The sequence below is a fragment of the Alcaligenes sp. LTN-3 genome, assembly GCF_059735605.1.
The window spans coordinates 343,754-366,650 of sequence record NZ_JCAPDN010000002.1; the positions used below are offsets into that span (position 1 = coordinate 343,754).

General features: G+C 60.6%; 23 protein-coding genes. 10 read left to right on the plus strand and 13 right to left on the minus strand.

The window, feature by feature from the left end:
- The first annotated feature begins 251 nt into the window (after window positions 1–251).
- The 3 genes from AC6I6N_RS09895 (at window position 252) to AC6I6N_RS09905 (ending at window position 4,870) form a co-directional block, all read left to right on the plus strand.
- Window positions 252–983 (plus strand): hypothetical protein, encoded by a 732-nt coding sequence (locus tag AC6I6N_RS09895; protein ID WP_051594437.1) that lies wholly within the window; start codon window positions 252–254, stop codon window positions 981–983.
- A gap of 336 nt (window positions 984–1,319) precedes the next feature.
- On the plus strand, window positions 1,320–3,164 hold the full coding sequence (locus AC6I6N_RS09900) for an ATP-dependent nuclease (protein WP_121372569.1): 1,845 nt from the start codon (window positions 1,320–1,322) through the stop codon (window positions 3,162–3,164).
- Window positions 3,164–4,870 (plus strand): UvrD-helicase domain-containing protein, encoded by a 1,707-nt coding sequence (locus tag AC6I6N_RS09905; protein WP_497943476.1) that lies wholly within the window; start codon window positions 3,164–3,166, stop codon window positions 4,868–4,870. The genes AC6I6N_RS09900 and AC6I6N_RS09905 overlap by 1 nt, the downstream gene beginning before the upstream one ends.
- Before the next feature lie 99 nt (window positions 4,871–4,969).
- Here AC6I6N_RS09905 and AC6I6N_RS09910 read toward each other — a convergent pair whose 3' ends face one another.
- The 3 genes from AC6I6N_RS09910 to AC6I6N_RS09920 are packed head-to-tail and all read right to left on the minus strand — an operon-like array spanning window position 4,970 to window position 6,701.
- Entirely contained in the window at window positions 4,970–5,371 is a 402-nt protein-coding gene (locus AC6I6N_RS09910; protein WP_032963659.1) for a single-stranded DNA-binding protein, read from the minus strand.
- On the minus strand, window positions 5,368–5,916 hold the full coding sequence (locus tag AC6I6N_RS09915) for a DUF3158 family protein (RefSeq protein WP_034365971.1): 549 nt from the start codon (window positions 5,914–5,916) through the stop codon (window positions 5,368–5,370). Before AC6I6N_RS09915 ends, AC6I6N_RS09910 begins: the two co-directional genes overlap by 4 nt.
- A complete protein-coding gene (locus AC6I6N_RS09920; RefSeq protein WP_032963671.1) occupies window positions 5,913–6,701 on the minus strand; it encodes a PFL_4669 family integrating conjugative element protein in 789 nt (262 codons plus the stop codon). The genes AC6I6N_RS09915 and AC6I6N_RS09920 overlap by 4 nt, the downstream gene beginning before the upstream one ends.
- A 237-nt stretch (window positions 6,702–6,938) precedes the next feature.
- On the opposite strand from AC6I6N_RS09920, the gene AC6I6N_RS09925 reads away from it, so the two are divergent.
- Window positions 6,939–8,156, plus strand: coding sequence for a phospholipase D family protein (locus tag AC6I6N_RS09925; RefSeq protein ID WP_196785118.1), 1,218 nt, complete (start codon window positions 6,939–6,941; stop codon window positions 8,154–8,156).
- Between the two features lie 51 nt (window positions 8,157–8,207).
- On the opposite strand, the gene AC6I6N_RS09930 is transcribed toward AC6I6N_RS09925, so the two are convergent.
- From AC6I6N_RS09930 to AC6I6N_RS09960, 7 genes are all read right to left on the minus strand, one after another.
- Window positions 8,208–9,401, minus strand: coding sequence for an STY4528 family pathogenicity island replication protein (locus tag AC6I6N_RS09930; protein ID WP_497943477.1), 1,194 nt, complete (start codon window positions 9,399–9,401; stop codon window positions 8,208–8,210).
- 3 nt (window positions 9,402–9,404) lie between these two features.
- Window positions 9,405–9,965 (minus strand): DUF2857 domain-containing protein, encoded by a 561-nt coding sequence (locus AC6I6N_RS09935; RefSeq protein ID WP_029578160.1) that lies wholly within the window; start codon window positions 9,963–9,965, stop codon window positions 9,405–9,407.
- Window positions 9,966–9,982: 17 nt separating this feature from the next.
- The gene (locus AC6I6N_RS09940) at window positions 9,983–11,620 is read right to left on the minus strand and encodes a ParB family protein (RefSeq protein WP_497943478.1); all 1,638 of its coding nucleotides are present in this window, start codon (window positions 11,618–11,620) and stop codon (window positions 9,983–9,985) included.
- Complete coding sequence (locus AC6I6N_RS09945; protein WP_029578162.1) at window positions 11,613–11,861, minus strand: hypothetical protein; 249 nt, start codon at window positions 11,859–11,861, stop codon at window positions 11,613–11,615. The genes AC6I6N_RS09940 and AC6I6N_RS09945 overlap by 8 nt, the downstream gene beginning before the upstream one ends.
- Window positions 11,845–12,711: a ParA family protein gene (locus tag AC6I6N_RS09950; RefSeq protein WP_024889635.1), complete on the minus strand. Its 867-nt coding sequence runs from the start codon at window positions 12,709–12,711 to the stop codon at window positions 11,845–11,847. The genes AC6I6N_RS09945 and AC6I6N_RS09950 overlap by 17 nt, the downstream gene beginning before the upstream one ends.
- A 40-nt stretch (window positions 12,712–12,751) precedes the next feature.
- A complete protein-coding gene (locus AC6I6N_RS09955; RefSeq protein WP_009461157.1) occupies window positions 12,752–12,970 on the minus strand; it encodes an AlpA family transcriptional regulator in 219 nt (72 codons plus the stop codon).
- A 110-nt stretch (window positions 12,971–13,080) separates the two neighbouring features.
- Window positions 13,081–13,842 carry a hypothetical protein gene (locus tag AC6I6N_RS09960; RefSeq protein ID WP_024889637.1) on the minus strand — a complete coding sequence of 254 codons (762 nt, stop codon included), beginning with the start codon at window positions 13,840–13,842 and terminating at the stop codon, window positions 13,081–13,083.
- 515 nt (window positions 13,843–14,357) lie between these two features.
- On the opposite strand from AC6I6N_RS09960, the gene AC6I6N_RS09965 reads away from it, so the two are divergent.
- The 5 genes from AC6I6N_RS09965 to AC6I6N_RS09985 all read left to right on the plus strand — a co-directional run bounded on the left by AC6I6N_RS09965 (window position 14,358) and on the right by AC6I6N_RS09985 (window position 18,381).
- Window positions 14,358–15,014 (plus strand): DUF1889 family protein, encoded by a 657-nt coding sequence (locus AC6I6N_RS09965; RefSeq protein ID WP_029578164.1) that lies wholly within the window; start codon window positions 14,358–14,360, stop codon window positions 15,012–15,014.
- Complete coding sequence (locus tag AC6I6N_RS09970) at window positions 15,011–15,715, plus strand: hypothetical protein (protein ID WP_029578165.1); 705 nt, start codon at window positions 15,011–15,013, stop codon at window positions 15,713–15,715. Before AC6I6N_RS09965 ends, AC6I6N_RS09970 begins: the two co-directional genes overlap by 4 nt.
- Window positions 15,716–16,516: 801 nt before the next feature.
- Complete coding sequence (locus AC6I6N_RS09975; protein WP_497943479.1) at window positions 16,517–17,554, plus strand: DUF72 domain-containing protein; 1,038 nt, start codon at window positions 16,517–16,519, stop codon at window positions 17,552–17,554.
- Between the two features lie 206 nt (window positions 17,555–17,760).
- Window positions 17,761–18,171, plus strand: a complete 411-nt coding sequence (locus tag AC6I6N_RS09980; RefSeq protein WP_230018976.1) for a hypothetical protein — start codon at window positions 17,761–17,763, stop codon at window positions 18,169–18,171.
- Window positions 18,172–18,381, plus strand: a complete 210-nt coding sequence (locus AC6I6N_RS09985; RefSeq protein ID WP_094195553.1) for a helix-turn-helix transcriptional regulator — start codon at window positions 18,172–18,174, stop codon at window positions 18,379–18,381.
- A 147-nt stretch (window positions 18,382–18,528) separates the two neighbouring features.
- Here AC6I6N_RS09985 and AC6I6N_RS09990 read toward each other — a convergent pair whose 3' ends face one another.
- Window positions 18,529–19,302 (minus strand): SDR family oxidoreductase, encoded by a 774-nt coding sequence (locus tag AC6I6N_RS09990; RefSeq protein ID WP_497943480.1) that lies wholly within the window; start codon window positions 19,300–19,302, stop codon window positions 18,529–18,531.
- Between the two features lie 193 nt (window positions 19,303–19,495).
- Between AC6I6N_RS09990 and AC6I6N_RS09995 the strand changes: the two genes are divergently transcribed.
- The gene (locus AC6I6N_RS09995; protein WP_094195555.1) at window positions 19,496–20,395 is read left to right on the plus strand and encodes a LysR family transcriptional regulator; all 900 of its coding nucleotides are present in this window, start codon (window positions 19,496–19,498) and stop codon (window positions 20,393–20,395) included.
- Window positions 20,396–20,423: 28 nt separating this feature from the next.
- On the opposite strand, the gene AC6I6N_RS10000 is transcribed toward AC6I6N_RS09995, so the two are convergent.
- A complete protein-coding gene (locus AC6I6N_RS10000) occupies window positions 20,424–21,563 on the minus strand; it encodes a calcium:cation antiporter (RefSeq protein WP_497943481.1) in 1,140 nt (379 codons plus the stop codon).
- A gap of 312 nt (window positions 21,564–21,875) precedes the next feature.
- Window positions 21,876–22,754 carry a helix-turn-helix domain-containing protein gene (locus AC6I6N_RS10005; protein ID WP_497943482.1) on the minus strand — a complete coding sequence of 293 codons (879 nt, stop codon included), beginning with the start codon at window positions 22,752–22,754 and terminating at the stop codon, window positions 21,876–21,878.
- Window positions 22,755–22,897: the final 143 nt, after the last annotated feature.

The following is a 22,897-nucleotide window of genomic DNA, read 5'->3' on the forward strand; positions in this document are numbered from 1 at the left end:
CGGGTGCGGGCTGCTACAGCCGCTTCCTGGGGGACGGGGGATCGCGTGGCCGGACAGACCTCGTCGGCATTCGGATTGCGGGAGATGGCCTTCAGGGGTAGCATCCATAGTCAGGCGCCCGCCCAAGCTCTGGACAGCTTGAAACAGGCATTCGCAGCTCCCCGCAGTACCCCTCGCTTTCAATCATCCGGAGTACCGGCTGTTCGACAGCGACAAAACGTCCAGCGCTCGAACAGTAGCGGAGTATTCCGATGAGCAACTATGTACGTTCAGCCGCCTTCGCGGCTTCCCGGGTCCTTGCTGCGCAAGGCTTGACGGTCAAGCGTTCCCACCTCTCCGAGGTCATTGCCGCGTTGCTGGGATACCGCACGCACGCGGCACTGTCCGTTGAGGAGGCGGATCCCAAGCTCGACTACCACCTGGAGGATGCCGAGATCCTCGTGCTCAACCTGCCGATGGGCGAGAGGCGGGCCGCGGAACTCGGCCTTGCAGCGGCGGGCGCGGCACCGTCGGCCGTCACCACGGCTTGCGTCGAGGCGTTGAAGGCCAGCGCCGGCTCCACGGACGTGTACGTCAGTGTGGCCGACTTCTACGACTTGCATGCCCGCCAGGCATTGGCCGAAACGATCTACAACGCCGATGATGTGGCCGGTGCGATGGCTGAGAGCAATGCCTCGTTCCCCGACGAGCCCGATATGGACATCGAGTGCCCCCCGACGACGGACCTGTGGGCGGCGGTCGACGAATGGACGATCGAGGCCGACGGCACCATGACGGGCGAATACGACCCCGAAGGTGATCGCATGTTCAATGGGGACACGCTGAACTGCCGTGGCTGGCTGATCTACCGCAAGGCAGGTCGCGCCGGGCTGGTGTTCATCGAGGGCGATGGAACGGGTGGAGCCGACGACAGTTGGCGTGACCTGGATCGCGATGACGAATGGGCGTATCAGCAGAGCTTGGGCAGCAATCCGGCGAACTGATGAAGCGACAAGCTCCGGCGGCAGTGGAAACTGCCGCCAGTCTTTGTTCTGCGGTTCGTCACACCGAGATAACTACCTTGGTACGAGATGGTTCTTGAGTAGGAACCAGCACATGTTGAGCGCGAAGGAACGGCCAAGGCGCGTCATCTGACCTTCCGGGATGCCAACAGGGCGATGCGCGCCTGGGCTCAGAAAGCCGAACACGCCAGCAAGTCCTTTCTCCTCCTCAGTCGTGAACTCGTCGCATCCAAGCCAGGACTCCAGGGAAACAAGACCGCTGCAGGTAACTGCGCTATAACCGCGATAGCGAATAATCGATGCGGGGACGGAGGATATATGCGCGTCAGGCGTTTGAAGATTGAAAACTTCCGATGCGTCTCTCAAGGGAGTGTTGATTTTGCTGGGCACACACTTCTGGTCGGAGGCAACAACATTGGGAAGTCAACGGTGTGCGAGGCTCTTGATCTCGTCCTCGGTCCTGAGCGCATATTCCGCAGGCCTGTCGTTGACGAGCATGACTTTCATTGTGGCCGCTATCTGAATGCGGAAGGCGCGCCGGTTGAAATTCGCATTGAGGCGATCCTGGTCGATCTTTCCGAAGAGGCGCAGCGGCGCTTTGGTGGCCATCTCCGCAGGTGGGACGACTTGGCGGGTACGTTCATAGACGAGGAGCAGGATGGTCTTGGAAAGGCCGATGGTCCGGCAGTGATCTGGGCTCTACCACTTCTGTTTGTCGGTCGGTACGACCCGGAAGAGGACGATTTCGTCGGCAACACATTCTTCGACCATCCAACCAAAGAGGTCGATGCTCTCGACGAAGAAACCGAGGTCAAGCTCGGTCAGGGCCGTGTTCCGTTCACGCGTGTGCACAAGCGCCTTTGCGGCTTTGTGTTTTTGCGGACGTTGCGGACCGGTTCACGCGCTCTCAGCCTGCAGCGCGGTTCGTTGCTCGATTCCGTATTGAAGCTGGGCGGCGCCGGTGCCGTCGAGATGTGGCGGGACACTCTGGCCAGACTACAAGCGCTTGACCCGGCAATCGGCGAGATCGAGCAACTGAAGCATATCCGCTCAGAGTTACGATCCCGGATGGGACGCTTCGTCAACTTGGCGCCTGGTGACGATGCGACGGCCTTCTTTGCTTCGGACCTGACGCGCGAGCATCTCCGGGAAGTCGTGCGGCTGTTTATCGCAGCTCAACCTGGTCAGCATCTCGTACCGTTCGGTCGGCTGGGTACTGGTTCAATCAACCTGCTGGTCTTCGCTCTCCTGACCTTCATTGCCGAATTGAAGGACAAGCAATCGGTGATCTTCGCGATGGAGGAGCCGGAAATTGCGCTCCCGCCACACACGCAGCGCCGGGTGACGCGGTTCGTGCTCGCGGAAATGGGGCAATCGATTGTCACTTCGCATTCACCCTACGTGATCGAACAGTTCGATCATGAGCAGATTGTCATCCTGAACCGCAACGAGACCGGCGCTCTGACAGGCCAGCCGATCGATGGCCAGGCGATTAAGTCCAAGACGTTCCGCGTCGAACGGCGTCAATTCGCCGAGGCAATTCTGAGCCGGGCGGTGCTGGTCGTGGAGGGATCGACGGAGGCAGCCCTATTTCCGGTAGCTTCGTCGATCATGGAGGCGTCCCTCAATCCGGAGGACTACACCCACCTCGATCTGGCTGGCGTCAGCATTTTCAATGCCGGCGGGGATGGCTCGGTACCGCGTCATGGTCCGGTGTTTTCGGCGCTCGGAAAGCTCGCCTTCGGTTTCTACGACAAACCCAACGCCCCGCTGAACCAGGATGCGATGGACAAGCTGAAGAGCTATACGCAGGTTTGGGAGTCCCCCGAGAAGGGCATTGAGGAGCTGCTCGTAAAGGAGACGCCCATCGCAGTTGTGAGGCGGTTTCTCAATGAGGTGAAGGATCGACCCGACTATCCCAGTGTCGGCGTCTATGATCCGGCGGCGGGCGATGGTGAGGTAACTGCATTGGCGACGAAGGTTTTGAAGGCGCGCAAGGGCGACGCTTACGGCTATGCCGCCATGATGATCAGCCAGTGCCAGCACGCCGACCAGCTACCGGCGACGATCCGAGAAATCCTTGAAACCATCCACAAGGCGCTGAGCGCCGTTTCCGAAGATGTCGCAGCACCGCCGCCGGACGACTTGGAGGATCTCTTCTAATGAAGCTGGAGCTGTGCGAAAAACGCAAGGCGGTCATCGCACAAGGCGGACACCTTTTGGTCCTCGGCGGGCCCGGCTCCGGCAAGACCACGATCGCCCTGCTGAAGGCTCAGCGCCAGTCTGCGACGCTCAAGCCAGGACAGGGAATCCTCTTTCTCAGCTTCTCGCGCGCTGCCATCCGCCAGGTTCTCCTGCGCTGCAAGGAGATCCTGACGCCAGCCGAACGGCGGGCCGTCACCGTCCAGACCTATCACGCCTTTTGCATGGAGATTCTGGAAGCCCACGGCCGCCTCCTGCACGGCCGGCCGATCCGCTTTCTCTACCCCGGGGAGGAACGTCTTCAGAAATCGGCGTTCGATGGGGATTGGATGGTCGAGCGACGACGTCTGGCATCGGAGCAAGGGCTCTACTGCTTCGATCTCTTCGCAGCGGGCGCGGCAGACCTACTGGAGGGATGCGCGGCGCTGCGCGAGCTCATTGCCGATCGGTTTCCGATGATCATCGTCGACGAGTTCCAGGACACCGACGACAACCAGTGGCGGATCGTTCGCGCTCTGGCTGAAGTCACGGACGTGTTCTGCCTTGCCGATCCAGAACAGCGGATCTTTGATTACCGGGATGATATCGATCCGCGCCGGCTGGATATTCTCCGAGAGGATATCCAGGTCACCGAGTTCGATCTGGGCGGGGAAAACCACAGAAGCCCAAACGCGGGAATCCTTCAGTTCGCCGACGCAGTACTGCACAACCACAGTCCGCTGCCGGCCACCCCAGACATCAAACAGGTTTCGTACTGGCAGAACACGTTTGCCGCAACGGTCCATGCAGCGGTGATATGGACCTTCAGCGCGTTGCGGAAGAAGGGGGTCGAGCATCCGAGCGTGGCGGTGCTGTCGAGAAGCAATTCGCTCATCGCCGACCTTTCGGTGATCCTGTCGGAGACGCACACTTACAACAAGCAGACCCTACCCGTCATCGAACATGATGTCGTTTGGGATGCTGAGCTTTCCGCGGCGGCGGCGGTGGTCGTGGCGTCAATCCTAGAATGGCCGACCGGCCCGGCCGAAGAGACCCTTGCGCGGACGCTCCGGGTCATTGCTGGATATTACAAGCTGAAGAACGCGGAGGAGCCGACCAACGCCGCGGCGGAGCACTCACGTAAGTATGACGAGGCGGCAGCCAAGGTGGCGACGGGCGAAGGACCGCGCATCAATGCCGCGAAAGCCCTCGTCGCGGTCTACAAGGCTGGCATCGATCTGGTCGGAGAACCTGTCGCGGACTGGAAAGCGGCGCGCTGGGTGCTTCACGATATTCCAGCGCTGAATGAGCTGTTCCGCGAGGCCCGGCTAGTGCGGCTGTTCAGGGCGACCGACGCTCTGGCCTCCGGACTCGGCGAGCGTTGGCTCGCCTTGAGCAGCTATGCAGGTGCGAGCGAACTAGTCAAACGTATCCTCGAGCAGGAGCGGCTCGTGGCAGCCGAGCGCGACCCCCAAGGCTGCATCCTGATGAATATGCACAAGGCCAAGGGAAAGGAGTTCGATGGGGTCGTTCTCGTGGAAGGCGCTTTCAAGTCGAGCTTCTTCGATGAGAGGAATGAGCAGCCGCCGTTTGAACGTAGCCGCCGGCTGCTGCGGGTCGGCCTGACGCGGGCTAGGACGCTAGTGACGATCGTGCGACCGCAGAATGCCCGGCCGCTGGTCGATTGAGCGGATCGGTGGCCAGTCTGACGAACAAGGCGACCGATGACGCGACCGTCCTCGTCATCAAGCTGAACGGGAACAGCCGTGGGGATCCTGCTTGGCTGGTCAGGATTGCGGCGCACCACTATCAGATGCAGAGGGCTTCGCACCCAACGTCACCGCCTCAATGCGATACGGCAGAATGCCCACGCGCCGCGCTTCGATCTTGAAGGTCACCCGTTCGTTCTCGTCGGCGTCCTCCCATTCGTCGCGCACGGTGCGGCCCTCGACCAGCACCCGCATACCTTTCTGGTACAGCGTCTTCCAGTGCTCGGCGTCGCGGTGCCACAGCTCCACGGGCGCCCAGAAGCCGCCGCGATCTTCGTACTCGCCGTCCTTCTTCGGGATCGGGTTGTCGAAGTAGACGTTCAGGCGAAGCAGCCGGCGCGGCTCGTCGTTGCCGTTCGGAAATTCGCGGTAGTCCGGCGCAGAACCGATGTTGCCCTCGCCGACGAAGTGCGTGCTCATGGTGACTCCTTGGTGGTGGGTGGAACGGACGCGGTATGCCCGTGGACGCGCCGCAGGTAAGCCGCTTCGGCCTGCGCGGCCTTGTTGGCGCATTCCAGGGCTTGGCGAGCGATGCTGTGGGTCAGGCTGATCTGCATGTTCAGCACGATGCGCTGCAGTTCGATCGCGTACAGCTCGTCGATCAGCGAGGCCGGCGTCGCGGGGTTGGCCAGCAGGGCCTCCCACAACGCCACGCCCATGGAGGAACGGTCGAGGTTGCGCCAGCGCAGGAAGGTCGTCCCTGCACCAGTGGCCTGCTGGGCCAGTTGCACGTCGAGCAGGCTGAAGGGGTAGGCGCGCGCCTGGGGCAGCACGCGCCGCTGCGCCAGGCCAATCACGTCGTCGCGCAGCGCTGCGCACTGGTTGGCCCAGGTCTCCAGACTCCCCTTACCCTTAAAAGGCTGTAAAAGGCCTTTTAGGTAGCCTGCGTGTTCCAGCCGCTGGAAGTCCGCCTGTTCCAGCGCCACGAAGCGCGTGGAGTGGCTGATAGGGGGCGATGCTGTCATGCGCCAGCACCCTCATCGCCCGCAGCACCATCGGCTGCGCCACCCGTGGGAGCGTGCGCATCGGGCACGATGGCAGGCGCAGCAGGCGGCGTGCTGGGCTTGGTTGTCCGCCGCGCGATCGGTGGCGCAAAGCGCGAACGGCGCGTGCCTTCGAGCACATCCAGCGGCAGCTCGCCGAATTTCTCCAACGCCGCCCGCGCCGCCGCGTTCTTCGCCGCGAAGTCGTCGCGCGTCGTGCCCGAGTAGCGGTACTGCTGGGCCAGCGAGAACAGGCTGCGCAGCGCGTGCGCACCATCATTGAGCCAGCGCTCCAAGGTGCTGCGGTCGATCAGCGCCGTGTGGTGCGCCAGGATGAGTTTGCGTGCCAGGTCGTCGTAGTCGGCCAGCAGATACACCGCCATGAAGCCGAGCTGGGCGTTCACGAACAGCGGCAGCTTCACCGGCTGCACGTTCATGTTCTCGCCCAGCGACAGCGCCGCTGGCACGTCGGCCAAGGCCTGATCCACCTGTTCGCGCAGGGTCTGCAGACGGGTCTTGGTGTCGGCGAGCTTGTCCTCGATCCGCAACATCCACCAGTCCGAGTACGGGTCGTCCTGCTCGGCGCCGCGCTTCATTTTGTTCATGGCGCCGATGAAGCCGTTGAGACCGATGATGCCTGGGCGCCCCTCGGTCGGCGCGCGGCCGTGCCAGATGCGCGAAGCGTGGTGCGTGTGCAGCGTCAGCGACATCGCGCTGCGCAGCGATCCGAGATTCAGTTGCAGGGGTTCTGTGCGTTCGTTGGCCATGGGAGCGACTCGCGGTGAAGGGGCGAGTCGCCAGCATCGGCATCGGCCGGAAGGCCGTCAGTCAACAAACCGCAGCCCATGCGCGCCCGGTTTGTTCCGCACGGAAGGCTGTGTGTGCCGGCTATCCCCTGGGGATAGGTCTTGAGCCACCAATGCTTGATGTCGGGGCTTGAACCATGACAATGACCGGGGGCGCATCGCACCTGGGGTTGCTGCGCAGAAGAACGAGGGGAAAACATGCAGGATGGGAAAGCCGTTCAGTTGCTGTTGAACGAGGAAGAGCACGGGCACGGCCACGTGGTCGAGAAGCTGCTGAAGCGGGCGGAACGCCTGGAATGCCTGGTGGCCTTCGCGAAGACCTCGGCCCTCGGCGACTTGTTGAAGCCCTTGCGCAAGGCGCTGGAAAGCGGATTGAAGGCCAGGTTTGCGATAGGTCTGGACTTCTACCTGACCGAACCCGAAGCACTCCGACAGCTCTTTGCGCTCGCCGAGAAGCACGCGCTCGTCCTGTACCTCAGCAACGCCAGCGACACCTTCCACCCGAAGATCTACGCCTTCCAGAATGGCAAGCAATGCTCGGTGATCGTCGGCTCGGCCAACCTCACCCACGGAGGCTTCTACGGAAACTACGAGGCATCGGCCCTCATCGACGACGCGAGCGGCGCGCTGATGGCATCTGTCACGCGACACCTCGATGCGCTGGTCGCGGACAGGATTCTCGTGCCAGCGACCAAGCCCCGGATTGATGCCTACGAGCGGGAATACATCATCCACGACACTTGCCGGAAGGTGGCCAAGAAGCGCGCGCAGAAGGCGAGCCGAACCGAGGGGCCGGACTTCACGATCCTGGCCGACCTCCTGGAGCTGATGAAAAGCGACGATTCAGCGCATGGATTCACTGCGCAGAAGAACGGCCGCAAGGGAAACCTGCGCCAGGCAAGGCGCAGGCTGGCAGAGCTGGCGGCCCTGAGCAGCAATGCCAGGCGGGACTTTCCGAGTAACTACGACGCGCTGATCGGCCTGTTCCATTCCGGCGGGCTGCACCGCGGCAAGAGCCGGATCGCCAACCACCCAGGGCAGTTCGTGGCCGCAGTGGCGGACATCCTTGACCGGCGAAACCTTTCGCCTGCCGAAGCGTTTACCGTTCTACATCGACATTTCGGCGCCATCACCGGAGCAGGCATCAACCTGCTGACTGAGATTCTGCACGCGCTGGACAACAAGCGGTTCGCCGTGATGAACCAGAACGCGGTGTCGGGACTGGCGCTCGCCGGCATCCGGGACTACCCACTGCATCCAACCAAGCAGAACGTCAGTGCGGAAAGCTACGCAAGGTACTGCGGGCATGCCGATACGGTCAGACGATCGTTGGGCCTGGACGACTTCACGGAGCTGGATGCACTGTTCAACTACGCCTATTGGCGGGAAACGGAAGAAGACGAAGCCGCGACCTGACCGGATCACCCGACGGAAGGCGACCTGTTCCGTCTATCCCCTGGGGATAGCTCAGGGATCGCGCAAGGCTGAACGCAGCCGTGCGAGGTAGGCGCGCGCCACCTCGGGGTCGGCTGGGCGGGAGGCCGAAGGCGACGACGATGACGCGGGCCCCGCAGCTCGCGGCGCGAGCTGCGCTACTGCGTCGGTGCCCGCCCACGCCTTGAACTCTCCGCGGATCGCCTTCTGGATAATGCCGAACAGGTAGCCGGCCGGGTTGCGCACCGCGCTGTTGTGGCAGCGTGCCGCCCACTCGTCGAGAACGGCCTGCCGCTGCGCTTCGTCCACCTGCTGCAGGGCCACCAGAGCGCCGGCCTGCTGCTCATCCTTCAAGCGCAGGAAACGCTCGGGCAGTCGCAGGTTCTGCAAGGCCCTCGCGCGCGGTACTGTACGTACTTCATTTATACGATCATTACGTACTGTACGGTCCTCCTTCGGAATCCGAAGAGAGCTATCCGGCGCGGGTTTCGGCCCTGCTTCGGATTCCGAAGACGGGCGCGCAGCATTCCGAAGAAGGGCTTCCTGGCCTTCTTCGGATTCGTGGTCCGCACCCTCCTGTGGATAACCTGGCGTCGTCCAGCCATGCAGCGCCATGCGCTGCGCGAGCACCTGCAGGCGGGTCGGCAGCGTGCGGCCGCTGAGCAGCGGGTCTTCGGCAATCTCCTTGAGCGTGTTCATGCCCACGATCTGCACCGCCTTGGCGGCATGGGTCAGCGCCTGGCTGACCAGGCCGAGGTAGTCGGCATCGAGCTGCATCGCCTCGAAAGGTGACAGCGGTTCGTCGTGCAGCACGTAGAGATTGCCTTGAATGCGGCCGGTCTTCGGATCGCGCCGCCGCCGCACCAGGCTGAGCCAGCGCGTCAGCCGCAGCAGCGTCAAGGCGCGCGCCACGGTCTCGTGCGAGGCCTGCGCTGCACAGGGCATCGAGGCCAGGTAAGGGCGCAATTGGTCGTAGGTGGGAAAGGCGGTCACGCCGTCTTCGTTGAGCTGCAGGCGGAACACCTGCCAGGCGTTGCGCTCCAGCGGCGTCAGGCGCCGGTCGAGGAACAGCCTGCGCGGCACGCTCTCATGGCGGTTGCCGCTGTAGAGGAAACCGTCGGCGGCCGGCGCCGTTCCCTGCGCTGGCTGCAGGTGCTGCAGGGCCTCGTCGAAGAGCGCGGACAGCGCAACGGGGCCTTCGCGCCGTGGTGCGCCGCCCGTGGTCATGGCCTACACCAGCCCCTGGTCGATCCAGTTCCGTATCGCCGCCCACACCACCGACATCGGCAGGCTCAACGCCTCGGCCAGGTCCATGGTCAGCGCCAGCATCGCCATGTCGTCGGACAGGGCGATATGGCGCTCGGTGACGCCGGCCTTCCAGCGCTCCCACAAGGTCACGTCCTGTGCCTCGTCGAGCACCGGATGCCGGCCCTTGCGCTTGGGCAGCCCAAGGATGTCGCGGCGCAGCGCCACTTCCTGATGCGTGAGGCCGTAGAACTTGCTGACCATCTCCGTGCTCGCTCCCAGGCGCAGCATGCGGTCCACCGTGGCGATCTCCCGCTCCACGTCGTGCATCTGGCTCAGCAGCCGCTTCAACACATCCCGGTTCACCGACACCGAACACCACGATACCGTGGCATTCACCAGCATGCTCACGAGTTCGGGGTGCTTCAGCGCATCCAGCTCTTCCTCGCCGAAGCCCATGGCCTTGCAGCGGCGCAACTGGCCGTTGCGCAAGTCATGCAGGGCCTGAGCGATCACGGCTTGGTTGAGTGGGTGCGGTGCCGACATGCGGAAGCCTCCTGCGCTCAGGAATCCTGGCTCGCTACGCCGGCTTCCAGATCCAGCAGCCGGCGCGCCAGGCGCAGCAGACGGAACAGCTTCACCAGCGCAGCATCGCTCAGGCGTGTAGCCGAGCCGCCATGGCCATGCAGCAGCGCAGCCAGCTCATCGGCCAGCCGCGCGCGGTCCACTCCGTTCGCGGAGGGCGGCGCCGCACTCAGCACATGCAGCAGGGTCAGCACCGCCCGCGCGAACGCCGGCAGCGCCTTCGCCTGGCCCACAACCGGCGCCGCGCAGACGAAGCCGATGCCGCCGACGCTGGCCTCGATGTGGTCGGCGACCGCCGCTTCCTCGCCGATTTCGCGCGCGAACTGCGCGATGTGCACACGCAGGCGATCCGGCACGTCCAAGCTCGGCTCGATGTACCAGACGTCCGAGATGGGATAGAGCCCGCCCGCCTGCACGGGGATCGCACGCAGCGCATCGGCCTCGAAGTCGGGCAGCTTGTCGCCGAGCTGGTCGGCGACCATCCGCTGGATGGACTGCAGGCGCTCGGTGGTCGGTGCCGGTGTCACGATGTGCCCTTGCAGGCGCTCGTCGCGTTGTCCGTGCTGGTCCTGCGGCGCTTCGGGCAATGCAGGCGGTGGCGCTGCTGACGCCGCAGGCGAGACCGGCGTGGTGTCGCGCGGACCGGACGACACGGGTGGCTGCTGAGGCGCGGAGACCGGTGCGGAAGGAGCAGCAGGCACGACAGGCGCCGGTTCGCTGGTCAGCGCACGCTGGCGGCTTTCGCTGTCGTCGATCTCCAGCGCCAGCGTGTCGTAGTCCGCCTCCAGCAGCTCGGCCATCTGGCCCACCAGTTCGTCCTGCACCCGCTGTGGCGAGAAGTCGTCCGGTTGTGTGTCGAACTGCGTCAGCACGTCCTGAAACAAGGTGGCGAAGTCCACGGCCACGGTGCGGCCCAGCGCACGCCGCTCCCAGGTGCGCTCGCACGCCTTGCGCAGCACCGCGAGCCGGTCCACCTGATGCCGGCCCAGTCCGCCGTACAACAGCGTCGGGATCGCCGGCAGCAGGTAGCGCACCGCATCGTTCATGCGGCTGATGTGCGACTGCGGCACCGGATAACCGTCGGCAGTCAGCCGCCGCGCGAGTTCGCTCTGCGACAGTGCCTGGCCGCTTTCCTGCTCGTAGAACTCGCGCGCCTTCTCGATGCCCAACGCCCGCTCGATGAAGGTCAGCCCGCCACGCAGCTCGTTCTCGGCCAGATGCCCGGTCAGCGCCACGATTTCGCCGCGCGCCGGCCACGGGCGGAACAGGCACGCGATGCGGAAGAAGCGTTCTTCCTTGGTTTCGCTCCACAATTCGCGCAGGATCGCCAGCCGCGTATTGCCACCGTTCCTGATGATGTAGTGCGCCTCGCCCGGCCGGCGCGTGATCGCGGGCGGTGCGTCCAGCCCGCGCTCGCGGATCGAGGTCTTGATTTCCTCGTAGGCCGGGTTGCGCGTCACGCGTGGGTCATGTTCATAGGGGCGCAGCTCGTCCAGCGTCACCACCATCGGTGTGTCGGCGATGGGGTCGGTCAACGCCGCGGCCGAAGGACCGTTGCGTTCGAAGCCCTTGGCCAGCAGCTTGGTGGCCATGTCCTGCGGCGTCGGATCAGCCATCGCTGCTCTCCCGAGATGCCGTCAGTGCCTGTCGATCGGCGCGGCGAAGCTGCGCGCGTGCGTTGCGGCTGGCGCGGTGATCGCTCGCAGTCGAGCTGGTATAGATCGCGGCGCAGCCGGGCTTGGTGAACATCAGGTGCCCGCCGCGCGTGCGTTTCACGTGCCAACCTTCGCCCAGCGCGAACTCGATCAGCGCGCGTAGCCGCGCATGGCCGCGGGCCAGTTCATGCCCGATCGCCATGACTGGCTCCTCCTGCGCGGCCTCTGCCGGTAACGCATGCAAAGCGCTCCCGCCATGCCGGGAACAGCTCGCCAGCCAGCGCACGCATCGTCTCCAACGCCGCAGGCGCAGTACGGCCCACTGGTTGCCGGTATTCGACGCGATGCACTGGCAGCCCCCGTGTTGCGGCACGTGGGTAGGCTTCAATGGCCGGGACGTCGGTGCTCAGGACCTGTATGCCAGCGTGCGCCTGGAACACTTGTCGCAGGGCCTGCTGGATCAGTCGGGCGTTCGACGAAACCGGATGCACACGGTTGATGAGCAAGCGCAGCGGTGGCGGCTCGATGCCGAGGTGCCGATACGGAGCGATGTCCTCGATCAGTTGCAGCGTGCCGCGCCTCAGCTCACGCGCCGCCAGGATTTCCGGCGTCACCGGTGACAGCGCCAGACTGGAGGCCAGTACCGCCATTTCCAGCAGCACACTGCGCGCTCCCTGGGTATCGATCAGCAGCAGGTCGTAGTGCGACGCCAGCGCGGGGAGCAGGTGACGCAGGCGTAGCCGACCGTCGGGTGCGTGCAGCAGCAGTGTGTTCAGTTCGCCGCGATGGTCGTTCGACACCACCAGGTCGAGACCCGCCACAGCGGTCTGCGAAGCCAATTGCTCGATACGCTGCTCATTGAAGGCCAGCATCTCATAGATGCCGGCAGGCGCATGCGTGCCGAGCGTGAAGTAGCTCGACAAGGTGGGCTGTACGTCCAGGTCCAGCAGCAGCACGCGCAGTCCCGCATCGGCGATGAAGCCGCCCAGGTTCGCTGCGGTGGTCGTCTTGCCGACGCCACCCTTGGTCGAAATGATGGATACCACCTGCATGGTGCGACTCCTCGTGGAAGGGATTCCGGGGGGCGCGGGCTCACGCCCGCTCCCTGAGTCGATCGGTGATCCACTGATCGATCTCCACCGAATCCCATCCGATGGCGCGTACCCCGAGGCGCAGGGGCTTAGGAAACTTGCCCTCCTTGATCAGGTTGTAGATGTGGGCGCGTTTGAAGCCGGTCTTGGCCTCGACTTCCGCGCGGCGCAGGATGCGGTGTTCGTTCGGCGTCGCGGTGGCGATGGTCTGGGCAGTCACGAGGGACACTCCTTGGTGCTGTGTAGCGGCGGTGATGGAAGTGCCCCGTATTCAATAGCGCGGTTCCCGCGCGGTCACCGCAAGTGCAGACACGCCGTCTGCACTTGCAGTCAGCGGTCCTGGGTAGCGAGATGACGCTTGGCTGCCGAAAACTTCGCCCACAGCGTTCGCTCGCTGATTCCGGATTTGTCGCCGTAATGGGCAACCAGCGCATTGATGACCGATTCCAGCGTCTCGAAAGACGAATAGGGAACGCCATTGGGTGACTTGCCCAACAGCAGGGTCAGAAGACCGCCAACGATGTTCAGGTAGGTGGATTCACTGCGGGCGCCCGGCATCCCGGATCGCTTCTCGCGCTCCGTGCGCGCCTGGTGCTCCTGGCTGAGCGTCTGGAACTGCTCATAGAGCGCGTCCCAGGCCTGCACCTTGTCGGCAAGCTGGAGCTTCAACGCCTCGCGATCCATGACCAGTGCCTGCACGGCATCGACACTGACGGCCGGATGCAGGTGACGCTCGAAGGCATCGAACAGGAATGCCGGTCGCTGGTCGGGATAGAAACGGATCATCCAAGCCTTCAGATCGACGTGGCGGATCGTGAGGCCAGGATCATCGAGCAAGGCGGGATCGTTGCTCGTGAGGCCATCCTTGCCGTAGGGAAGGTCGAGATGCACCAGTGCGTCGTAGATCCGTTCCGCGTTCAGGCGAAGCTGTGGCCAGCGCGCCAGCGCAGCGTGCTCCGGCAGCCGGTTCATCCCTTCGGCAATATCAAGGATACGGCGCTCGAAGCGTGACAGTCCCGCCCACTGGATGGCCGCCTCGATCGGACGATAGAAGACCTTGGCTTGGGCGCCGGAAGAAGATGACTTTCTCATGGGCTACTCCCTGGTGAACGGGTTCAGGACATCGGCTTTTCTCGTGGTCTGGTCGACGCCATCCACACCTTCGCGGCGCGGAGCGGTGGCGACTTGGCTTGTGGAAAGGTTGTAGTGACGGCGAATGGCTGCAATGCTCACCCCAGCAACCAGTCGATGTGGCACCTTGTCCACCAACACCGAGCCTCTGCGTGGCGGTATGCTTCAAGATGTTTCTCGCCCGAGGCGGGGAGGCTTGGTGGTGAGGTTTTGCTACAGATGCCATCGCGGCGAAAGACGCATTCGGTCTACGTGCTTTCAAGTCTGGGCATCACCCGCATGTCAGACGCCGAGGGTCTTTCAGCAGACGCGGTTCGGGTGGCACCAGGCGCGGCGACGCCGTCTCGACGGGCAACGATGAGGCTTCGAGCCAGACGGCACGGGTCTTCGTTCAGATCAAGAAAGAATGACAGGCGAATGCCATCGATTTACCGACAAGTTTCAGAACATCAACAGTTCTATTGCGGGCAACCGAAATGACAGAAAAGCCGATCACGGTCTTCCAGCATCTTCACCTCAGGGGCAAGACAGCAACCGCAATGCGCAGTGGCATCCTCGCGCAGGTGGGTGGCTCTTGGCGTCACGACGCTGAGCGGGAAGAAGACCTCAAGCAACACATGGGCGACGACGATGTGATCGTGCTTGTACGATCTGCATTCGACGACGTCGATGAATCGGCTCTGGTGCTGTGGCAAGAGCCTGATGGCTACAAGGTTTCCAATATTGTGCCGCGAAACGTCGGTGAGCTTGGTATTGACAAGTACAACGCGATTCTTCGCGATTTCGTCGCCCAAGTCGCGGAACCGGCGTCCCGGGCCGGCGGTTTCGGCGTCGAACTGACCTCTCCCAACCAGACTCTTGATGATTGGCTGGATGCCGAACCGGCAGCAGCCCTGCGGCGCTTTTCGCGGCTCGCCAATAAGTCCACAGGTGCGGCCCATCCCATGGACAAGGAGCGCTGGTACGCGTTCCTGATTGCCGCGCACCGTGCATCGAAACGACTGGATAGTGACCAATTGGCACGGTGGCTTGTCGAGGTGGAGGCCTGGTCCGCAGGGCGGGCGCAGGACTTGGCCATCGACTATGAATTCGCACTCGGACTGCTTGAACAGTATGACCAGTCGCATACATGAGCCTGAATACTTCAGTCATTGACGACTTGGTTGCTTTAAACGCGCCAGTGTTGTGCGTGGATACATGCACCGTCCTTGACGTCATCCGTGACATCACGCGCGAAACAGCGGTAGCACACGATGCCAGCGCCGGGCTTGCCTTGCTTGCGGCAGCCGAGGCCGGCTCCGATCTGATTGTTCTGATGGCAGAACAGGTGACCATCGAGCTTGCTGCTCATGTCGCTGGCGTCGAGGTAGAGGCTCGAAACGCTTTGGCAAGGTTCCGGGCACAAGCTCAACGTATCCATGAAGTGGCCTTGGCCTACGGTGCCCAGGGAATGTTGCCGCTGGACCACCTTGAGGGACACGTCGCGCGGGCCAGGACAGTGCTGAACAGGTGGCGGGACGTTGCCAGCGTGGTGCCGCACAACGATGGGGTCGCCAGCCGTGCGTTCAAGCGAGTCAACGAACCTCGTGCTCCCGCCCGACTGGGTAAAGAATCAATGAAGGATTGCGTGATCGTCGAAGCCTATATCGAGGCGGCTGGCCAGCTTCGCTCCGCAGGGCTGGTGGCGCCGATCGTGTTCGCCTCGTCGAATACGAAGGAGTATTTCGCGCCGAACACCCGACGTCTTCAAGATGAAATCGCTGCCGATCTAGAGGACGTTGGTGTGGAGTACGCCCCAAACTTCGGCGCAGCGAAGCACAGTCTCGGCCTATAGGCGCATCTGGACATGAGCCTGGTGGCTGTGCATGGACGTTGCTGGGCGATGGCAGACGATCCCGGGTTGCCGGGCAGGTGGGGCTGGTACATAATCTGGTCTAATTCCGTGGCGCTCACGGAAGAAACCCGTTATCAGTCAACGGGTTGAGTGCGGCGTGATGTTCCCTTCACCCGCTCCAGTTCTGCTTTGTTTCCAACTCCCCCGTTTTTCTGCAACGATTTCCCAAGTCAGGCTTTGCTGCTCTCGGGAGCTGGGTGTGTTGGCCTGCAACACGACTGCATTTCTACTTCTTAGACGGTGGTAGCCGCTGATCCTTCAAGCGAAACTTGATACATGTCGCTATTTATCGAAATTGGGTACACGTTTTATTGACGTGTCGACGAAATCGGAATGTTGAATCATGGCTCTTGCTACGGCTTGGAATCCGGGTCAGCTTGCTGCGTGAGCAGTTACCCCAGCGCGTCAGGCGCCCACGGCGTATTAAAGCGGGTCAAACCGCGGGGGCCAAGTCGCAAGATGATTCGGACTCTGTGGATCCTGACAAGTTGGAAGGTTTCTGATGACGACACGATCTGCCAAGCGCTCAGACCTGGAGGTGCACCTGGGTTCGAGTGCGCATATTGTGGGGCACCATACTTCAGGTTAACGGTGGGGGAAGCAGAAGCAATCTGGGCGGAGCTTGTTCAGGCTGTCAGTCGTTGGCGCAGCGTCGCCAAAGGGTTAGGCATGCAAAGTACGGATCTGGTGGATTTTGAGCCGGCATTTGCTTAACTTCATTCCCATGGCACTATACCCAGCATGCAAGAAGATCTTTTCGGCGATGCCATTGCTCAGCCACCCGCTTCAAAGCCCGCCGCTCCCTCCCGACGCAAAATCACCAAAGTCAGCCTTGCTGCTTCCGCGCTGGAGCTAAGCGATCTGGCGGCCCAGCTTCCTGAAACCCTGCGTTTCGGTGTCTCCACCTGGTCTTACCCCGGTTGGGAGGGCTTGATCTGGGATGGCGAGTACGAGTCGAATATCCTCTCTAAGCACGGCCTGCAGGCCTATCACCAGCATCCTTTGATGCGTACAGTCTGTGTCGATCGCACCTTCTGGCGTCCTTTGACGGTCACGCAGTATTCCGCCTACGCCGCGCAGGTGGATGACGATTTCCGCTTCGTTGTGAAATGCCCGTCCATGATTACGGATGCTCAAGTTCGTGATGAGCAGGGCAAGGTGCGCAAGTCCAATCCTGACTTTCTGGATATCCGTTTGGCTGTAGAGCAGTTTGTGCAGCCTGCGCTCGAGGGTTTGCGTGAAAAGCTGGGCGTGCTGGTCTTCCAGTTAAGCCCACTGTCCTGGGGCTGGTTGAATCGCCCGGCAGAGATGTTCGACAAATTGGGGCAGATGCTGGCGGCGGCGCGAGAGGCTTTACCGCAGGGTTCACAAGTCGTGCTTGCTGTAGAAGTCCGAGACCCGGAGCTGCTGACCCAAAGTCTTGTCGATACGCTCAAGGCCAATGGCGCGACGTTTTGTCTGGGTCTGCACGGCAAGATGCCGCCGATTGAGGAGCAACTGCCTGTACTGCGTGCCTTGTGGCCGGGACCCTTGGTGTGTCGCTGGAACTTGAACCGGGAGTTTGGTGCTTACGGCTATGCCGATGCTCAAAAAAAGCATACCCCCTTCGATGCCATCGTCAGCGAGGACCTGCATACCCGCACGGTGCTGGCGCGCACGATTCGTGGAATTACGGGGGCGAGGCAGGCGGCTTATGTGACGATCAGCAATGATGCGGAAGGCTGTGCGCCGCTTTCCATTCAGCGGCTGACGCAACTTGTTGTGGCACAAGAAAAGTAAAAACGGGTCTTGTGAATGGTGGACCGTTCACAGCGTCTGTGTTGTGGCTTGTGCTGGGCTGGGGACTGAATTGAAAGAAATGTGCGGCATGCAGACCTTGTCTTTGCTGTCAGATTTACTCAATATATGTAAGGTTTGCTTTACTTATTGACAGGTATTTTTGACTTCTATAAAGTCAGGTTTACTTTACATTCAGGTGCTCAAACATGCTCACCAACAGCAATTCCTCTTCTGCGCCATCAGCAGGCCGCCGCTATCTGATTCGCACTTTGCTCTTTATGGGCGTGTATATCCTGGTCAATGCCTTGACCATTGTGGGGCTGTTCGACAGCCTGCTTGGTCGACCTGTTGGCTGGCTGATTGCCATTGCCGTCGCCTTGCCGGTTGCCGGACAAGTGTGGGCCACCTTGGGTTTGATGGCGCAAAGCGATGAGTTCGTGCGGGTGATTGTGGCCAAGTGCTTTGTGCTGGCTTCGGGAGCGACACTGACCTTGTGGACAGCCTGGGGTTTTGGGGAAACCTATGCCGCTGCGCCCCATATTCCCGCCTGGTTGATTTACCCCTTCTTTTGGGCTGTGTTTGCCCTGGTTTCACCCTTTGTCCGGACTAGCGATTAAATGAAAAACCGATTGCGTGTATTGCGGGCTGAAGCGAATTGGACGCAGGCCGATTTGGCAGAGCGCTTGGGCGTGTCCCGGCAGGCGGTCAATGCGCTGGAAACGGGTAAACATGCACCGTCCCTGGATCTGGCCTTCAAGATCAGTGCTGTGTTCGGGCAGACCGTAGAAGAGATTTTCGAGAATCCGTATCGGGGACCTCGGGCCTAATCGGGGATGACGGCCTGGAAGGCACACTTGCCTGCTAATTCCTTTTTGGAGTCAGCAGGCAAGTGTCGAAAGAGCGCCATTATTCCAATCCGAAGCAGTGATCTTGCGGACTCGACGCAAGCATTGCCTTGTCTGCTTCTTATTGGCTTATTTGGTGGTGTAGCCACCGTTGATCAGAATAGTCTGGCCGGTAATCCACCAGCCGTCGCTGACCAGATGACGAATAAAGGGCACGACATCTTCAATGTCTGTCAGTCCGGTCTTGGAGTAGGGGGACAGCGCGGCAGCCGTCTTGTGATAGGCCACAGCGTCCTCGCCCTCGGCGGGGTAGAAGAAGGGCGTATCCATAGGGCCAGGGCCCACTGCCGTGACGGAAATACCGCGTGCGCCATATTCTTTGGCGGCGGCGCGAGTGTAGTGTTCTACCGGCGCTTTGGTGCCCGCATACGCGGCGTAAAACGGGGTGAAGGCCCCCAACAGGGACGTCACCAGGGTGCAGACTTTGCCATTGTCCTGCACGTGCTTGCCGGCTTCTTTCAGGAAGAAAAAGGCAGTTTTGGAGTTGATGTCGCTCATCTCCTCGTACTCGGCTTCGCTGACCTCGGTCAGTGATTTTTTCAGTACCTTGCCGACCGTGTTGATGGCAATATCGGGGCGGCCAATGGCGGCGACGGTATCGCTAAACAGTTTTTCCATGGCGCTGGCCAAGCGCAAGTCAGCCTGGAAGGCGACGGCTTGTGCGCCAGTTGCCTGGATGGCTTTGACGGTGGCGTCGGCCTCTGCTTTGGAACTGTCGCTGTTGTAGTGAATGGCAATGGCGCGTGCGCCTTGTTCTGCCAGGTCGCGGGCGATCAGGCCACCCAGATTCTTTGCTCCGCCTGCAATCAGAACGGTTTTACCTTTGATGCTGTGCTTTGCCATGATGACTCCTTGCTAGTGTGGGCTGCGACGTGCAAGCCGTTTCGTTTTTTCATGATATAAGTCGCTGAAATTGTTTAAATCACCTATTTCTGACATCATTTGTCAAAAAAAACGAACAATAATCGTTGCTGCTTGAGCAGACTCGGGTTGGCAGTTCAAGCTGCGAGTTGCGGCTGCTTATCTGGAGAAGGCCATGGATCGCATTGACCTGTTTCGCATCTTTACGCGGGTCGTGGAGTGTGCCAATTTCACCCGCGCGGCCGATACCTTGGGTATGCCGCGCTCTTCGGTGTCGATGGCCATTCAGGAGCTGGAGGGCCGAGTTGGTGCTCGCTTGCTCAATCGCACCACGCGCAAAGTGACTGTCACGCAAGATGGCGCGGCGTTTTATGAACGTTGCCTGCGCGTGATTGCCGATGTGCAGGAAACCGAGAACCTGTTTCGCCAAGCCAGTGTCGGGCCAATAGGCACGATCAAGGTGGATGTGCCCGCGCGGGTAGGCCGCTTGATTGTGGCGCCTGCCTTGCCGCAGTTTCTGGAGCGCTATCCGCATGTCCATGTGCATTTGGGCGTGACTGACCGCGAGGTGAATTTGATCGAGGAGCAGGTGGATTGCGTGCTGCGGGTGGGCGCCTTAGGCGATTCGGGCTTGATCGCCAGAAAAATGGGCAGCCTGCCTTTGATCAATGTAGCCAGTCCCGCTTATCTTGCCCGTTATGGTATGCCTCAGACGCCTGCGGATCTGGAGAACCATCAAATGGTGCGCTACGCCTCGCCCACCAGTGAGCGCGTCGCCCCTTGGGAATGGATGGAGCAGGACAAGCGGCAGGTGTTGGACTTACCAGGTCGCGTGACCGTGAATAATGCCGAAGCGTATATCGCTTGTTGTTTGTCCGGTTTGGGGTTGATCCAGATTCCTGCCTATGACGTGCAGGCACACCTGCAGGCAGGTGAATTGCTGGAGGTGTTGCCGGAGCATCGCGCAGCCCCTATGCCTATGTCTTTGTTGTACTTGCATCGCCAGCACTTGTCGCGCCGTTTTCAGGTGTTTGCGGATTGGTTGGAAACCTTGCTGCGCGACTGTGCGTTGTAGCGCAGAGTCACGCAGCAAGGCAAAGCAGTTAGGGGTAAAACAGCAGCAGCCCAAACACCACGAAAACCATCAGGTGCAGATAACCCTGAATGGGGGAGGTTCGCTTGCCGCTAAAGCTCAAGATGCTGAGCAGGGCAGTGATCAGAAACAGAACGGTTTCTGTCTTGCTGATGCCCATGATCACCTGTTTGCCGGTAATCAGGCCAATCATCAACACCACTGGCACCGTTAGTCCTACGGTAGAGACAAAGGCGCCCAGGCACAGGTTGATGGCCCGTTGCATCTCATTGTTCATCGCCGCCTTGATGGCGGTAATGGACTCGGGGGTGAACACGATAATCGCGATCAGTACACCGCCGACGGCGACGGGGGCGCCCGAGGCAGCGATACCGTAGTCCGTCACGATAGCCAGATCGTGGGCCAGCAAGACGATAGGCAGGATCAGGGCGATCAGCACCAGGCTGCGTATCAGCATGGCGCGGGTCGCCTGAGGATCGCGTGGTGTGGGTGCCTTATCTTTAGCGCTCTGCACCACCTGATTGGGTTGTACATAGTCATGGCGGTGACTGCCCATTTGCAGATACAGAAAGATGGCATAAATCAGCCCCGTCAGCACTGAAATGCCGATGGCTTGGGTTGTGCTGAACTCGCCTGCATTGCGGGTGTAGTTGGGCAGAATCAGGCCCACACTGGTCAGCAGCACAATCATGGACAAGTAGGTGTGGGTGCCTTGGCGGTTGAACTCCTGATCGCCATTGCGCGCGGCGCCGGCAATCAGACAAAGGCCCGTAATCAGGTTCAGGATGATCATCATCACGGCATAGATCGAGTCCCGACCAATGCTGGGGAAGTCCCCTGGTCCCAGCAGTACCGAAGCAATCAGGATGACTTCGATCAGCACAATGGACAGAGTCAGAATCAGGGTGCCGTAAGGCTCGCCCAGTTGATGGGCCAGGTGGTCTGCTTCACGCACCACCCCAAAGGAGGCGGCCAGAATGGTCACAAACAGGGCCAGAAAGACGATGGCCGCGGTGGTGCCGTTCAAAGAGTCTCCCAGCCATTGCCCGCCAAAAATCATGAACAGGACAACCATAGACCAGGAACCGAGCAGACGCAGCCAGGTGACAGGGGTAATGAGTTCAGGAGAGGGAGATGCAGGGTAGGCCATTGTGAATGCTCCGCCTAAAAGCTAGGGCCGTCCCTGTGCTGAAAAAGCAGATCCAGGTCGTCCCGGATCTGTTTTGAATTGAACAATTCAAGTAGCCACAATTTTATCACCTGAACCTCAAGTGGCAACTACGGTTCGTTCGTAAGCGGCCCTTTGTGGTTTGGAGCCGTCTTCCTGCTCGTCAGGCCACGATGAAGGTGTGAAGGGCAAAGGCCTTTATCCTCTTTCAGGCGTTGTCAGCCAGCGGTTTTATTTTTCTGATGGAGTTTTGGGGCAAGCCTGCTGTGGGAATGATTCTTTTCCTGTTGCTCGCTACGGTGGACACCAGCCCGATGAAAAAACAGGTGGCCCCATGGAGCGCATACACGGTTTGTTATCCGTATAGGGTTTGTTTCTTTCAATGGCTTGTCGAAACTTTCCAGGGGCTACACCCGCATAGGTTTTGAATGCGGTAGAGAAATTGGCCGGGCTGGAGAATCCTAAGTCAGTCGCAATGACGTCAATTTTCAAGGCTGTGGTTCTTAGCAAGTACTCGGCCCGATACATACGTTGCAATCGGATGTAGCTACTGACGCTCAAGCCAAAATTACGTTGAAATATATTCATGATTTTGCGCCGTGAAATCTTGAACATATCGCACAGTTCTTTTTGGCTGGGTGGAGAGCCCAGATTGGCATCTATCGTTTTCTGAATGGCATGGATCAGCATGCTGGTTTCAGCGGTCGTGCTGGGCTGCGGGCTTTGCACCTTGCCTGAAACCATGGCTGGCCATATTTTTTTTGGGCAACGCAAAGGCACGTTGATACGCTCTTTGACCTCGTCGACGGCGTATGGATTGCCAATGTAGTCCACCGCCCCTGCTTTTAAAAAAGTGACACATTCCTCACTACTGCCGTCCATGCGCGAATCCAGAATGATGAGGGGGATTTGGGCTGTGGCTTTTAATCCTTGGAGCATATGGGTTAAGGACAAAGCATCTATCCCTGTCAATTGCTTATCCACCAGGATAAGTTCCGGCAGGGTTAATTGGGCCTTGGTATATCCTTGCACTCCGTCAGCAGCAACAGAAACTCGAAACGCACCAGCCAGCAGCGCCTGAAGAAGTTGTTCGTGCTGTCGAGTGTTATTGGAGATCAGCAGAATCCTGATTTTTTGATCTGGCTGATACTTTATAGTGGCGTATTTGTTCAATATAAAGCCCCGCGCCCTTCTTCTGATGAAGACGGCTACCTTTACTGACATTGCTCAAGTAGCCAATTTCCTCAGAATACAGACTCAATGAATAGATAAAATCTATCGATATGATTCGTACGGCAGACATAACATTCTGTATT

What these genes read in the sequence shown, in the direction of transcription:
- AC6I6N_RS09895 (WP_051594437.1), top strand. Translation starts at nt 252, where the DNA reads ATGAGCAACTATGTACGTTCAGCCGCCTTCGCGGCTTCCCGGGTCCTT.
- AC6I6N_RS09900 (WP_121372569.1), top strand. Translation starts at nt 1,320, where the DNA reads ATGCGCGTCAGGCGTTTGAAGATTGAAAACTTCCGATGCGTCTCTCAA.
- AC6I6N_RS09905 (WP_497943476.1), top strand. Translation starts at nt 3,164, where the DNA reads ATGAAGCTGGAGCTGTGCGAAAAACGCAAGGCGGTCATCGCACAAGGC.
- AC6I6N_RS09910 (WP_032963659.1), bottom strand. Translation starts at nt 5,371, where the DNA reads ATGAGCACGCACTTCGTCGGCGAGGGCAACATCGGTTCTGCGCCGGAC.
- AC6I6N_RS09915 (WP_034365971.1), bottom strand. Translation starts at nt 5,916, where the DNA reads ATGACAGCATCGCCCCCTATCAGCCACTCCACGCGCTTCGTGGCGCTG.
- AC6I6N_RS09920 (WP_032963671.1), bottom strand. Translation starts at nt 6,701, where the DNA reads ATGGCCAACGAACGCACAGAACCCCTGCAACTGAATCTCGGATCGCTG.
- AC6I6N_RS09925 (WP_196785118.1), top strand. Translation starts at nt 6,939, where the DNA reads ATGCAGGATGGGAAAGCCGTTCAGTTGCTGTTGAACGAGGAAGAGCAC.
- AC6I6N_RS09930 (WP_497943477.1), bottom strand. Translation starts at nt 9,401, where the DNA reads ATGACCACGGGCGGCGCACCACGGCGCGAAGGCCCCGTTGCGCTGTCC.
- AC6I6N_RS09935 (WP_029578160.1), bottom strand. Translation starts at nt 9,965, where the DNA reads ATGTCGGCACCGCACCCACTCAACCAAGCCGTGATCGCTCAGGCCCTG.
- AC6I6N_RS09940 (WP_497943478.1), bottom strand. Translation starts at nt 11,620, where the DNA reads ATGGCTGATCCGACGCCGCAGGACATGGCCACCAAGCTGCTGGCCAAG.
- AC6I6N_RS09945 (WP_029578162.1), bottom strand. Translation starts at nt 11,861, where the DNA reads ATGGCGATCGGGCATGAACTGGCCCGCGGCCATGCGCGGCTACGCGCG.
- AC6I6N_RS09950 (WP_024889635.1), bottom strand. Translation starts at nt 12,711, where the DNA reads ATGCAGGTGGTATCCATCATTTCGACCAAGGGTGGCGTCGGCAAGACG.
- AC6I6N_RS09960 (WP_024889637.1), bottom strand. Translation starts at nt 13,842, where the DNA reads ATGAGAAAGTCATCTTCTTCCGGCGCCCAAGCCAAGGTCTTCTATCGT.
- AC6I6N_RS09965 (WP_029578164.1), top strand. Translation starts at nt 14,358, where the DNA reads ATGACAGAAAAGCCGATCACGGTCTTCCAGCATCTTCACCTCAGGGGC.
- AC6I6N_RS09970 (WP_029578165.1), top strand. Translation starts at nt 15,011, where the DNA reads ATGAGCCTGAATACTTCAGTCATTGACGACTTGGTTGCTTTAAACGCG.
- AC6I6N_RS09975 (WP_497943479.1), top strand. Translation starts at nt 16,517, where the DNA reads ATGCAAGAAGATCTTTTCGGCGATGCCATTGCTCAGCCACCCGCTTCA.
- AC6I6N_RS09980 (WP_230018976.1), top strand. Translation starts at nt 17,761, where the DNA reads ATGCTCACCAACAGCAATTCCTCTTCTGCGCCATCAGCAGGCCGCCGC.
- AC6I6N_RS09985 (WP_094195553.1), top strand. Translation starts at nt 18,172, where the DNA reads ATGAAAAACCGATTGCGTGTATTGCGGGCTGAAGCGAATTGGACGCAG.
- AC6I6N_RS09990 (WP_497943480.1), bottom strand. Translation starts at nt 19,302, where the DNA reads ATGGCAAAGCACAGCATCAAAGGTAAAACCGTTCTGATTGCAGGCGGA.
- AC6I6N_RS09995 (WP_094195555.1), top strand. Translation starts at nt 19,496, where the DNA reads ATGGATCGCATTGACCTGTTTCGCATCTTTACGCGGGTCGTGGAGTGT.
- AC6I6N_RS10000 (WP_497943481.1), bottom strand. Translation starts at nt 21,563, where the DNA reads ATGGCCTACCCTGCATCTCCCTCTCCTGAACTCATTACCCCTGTCACC.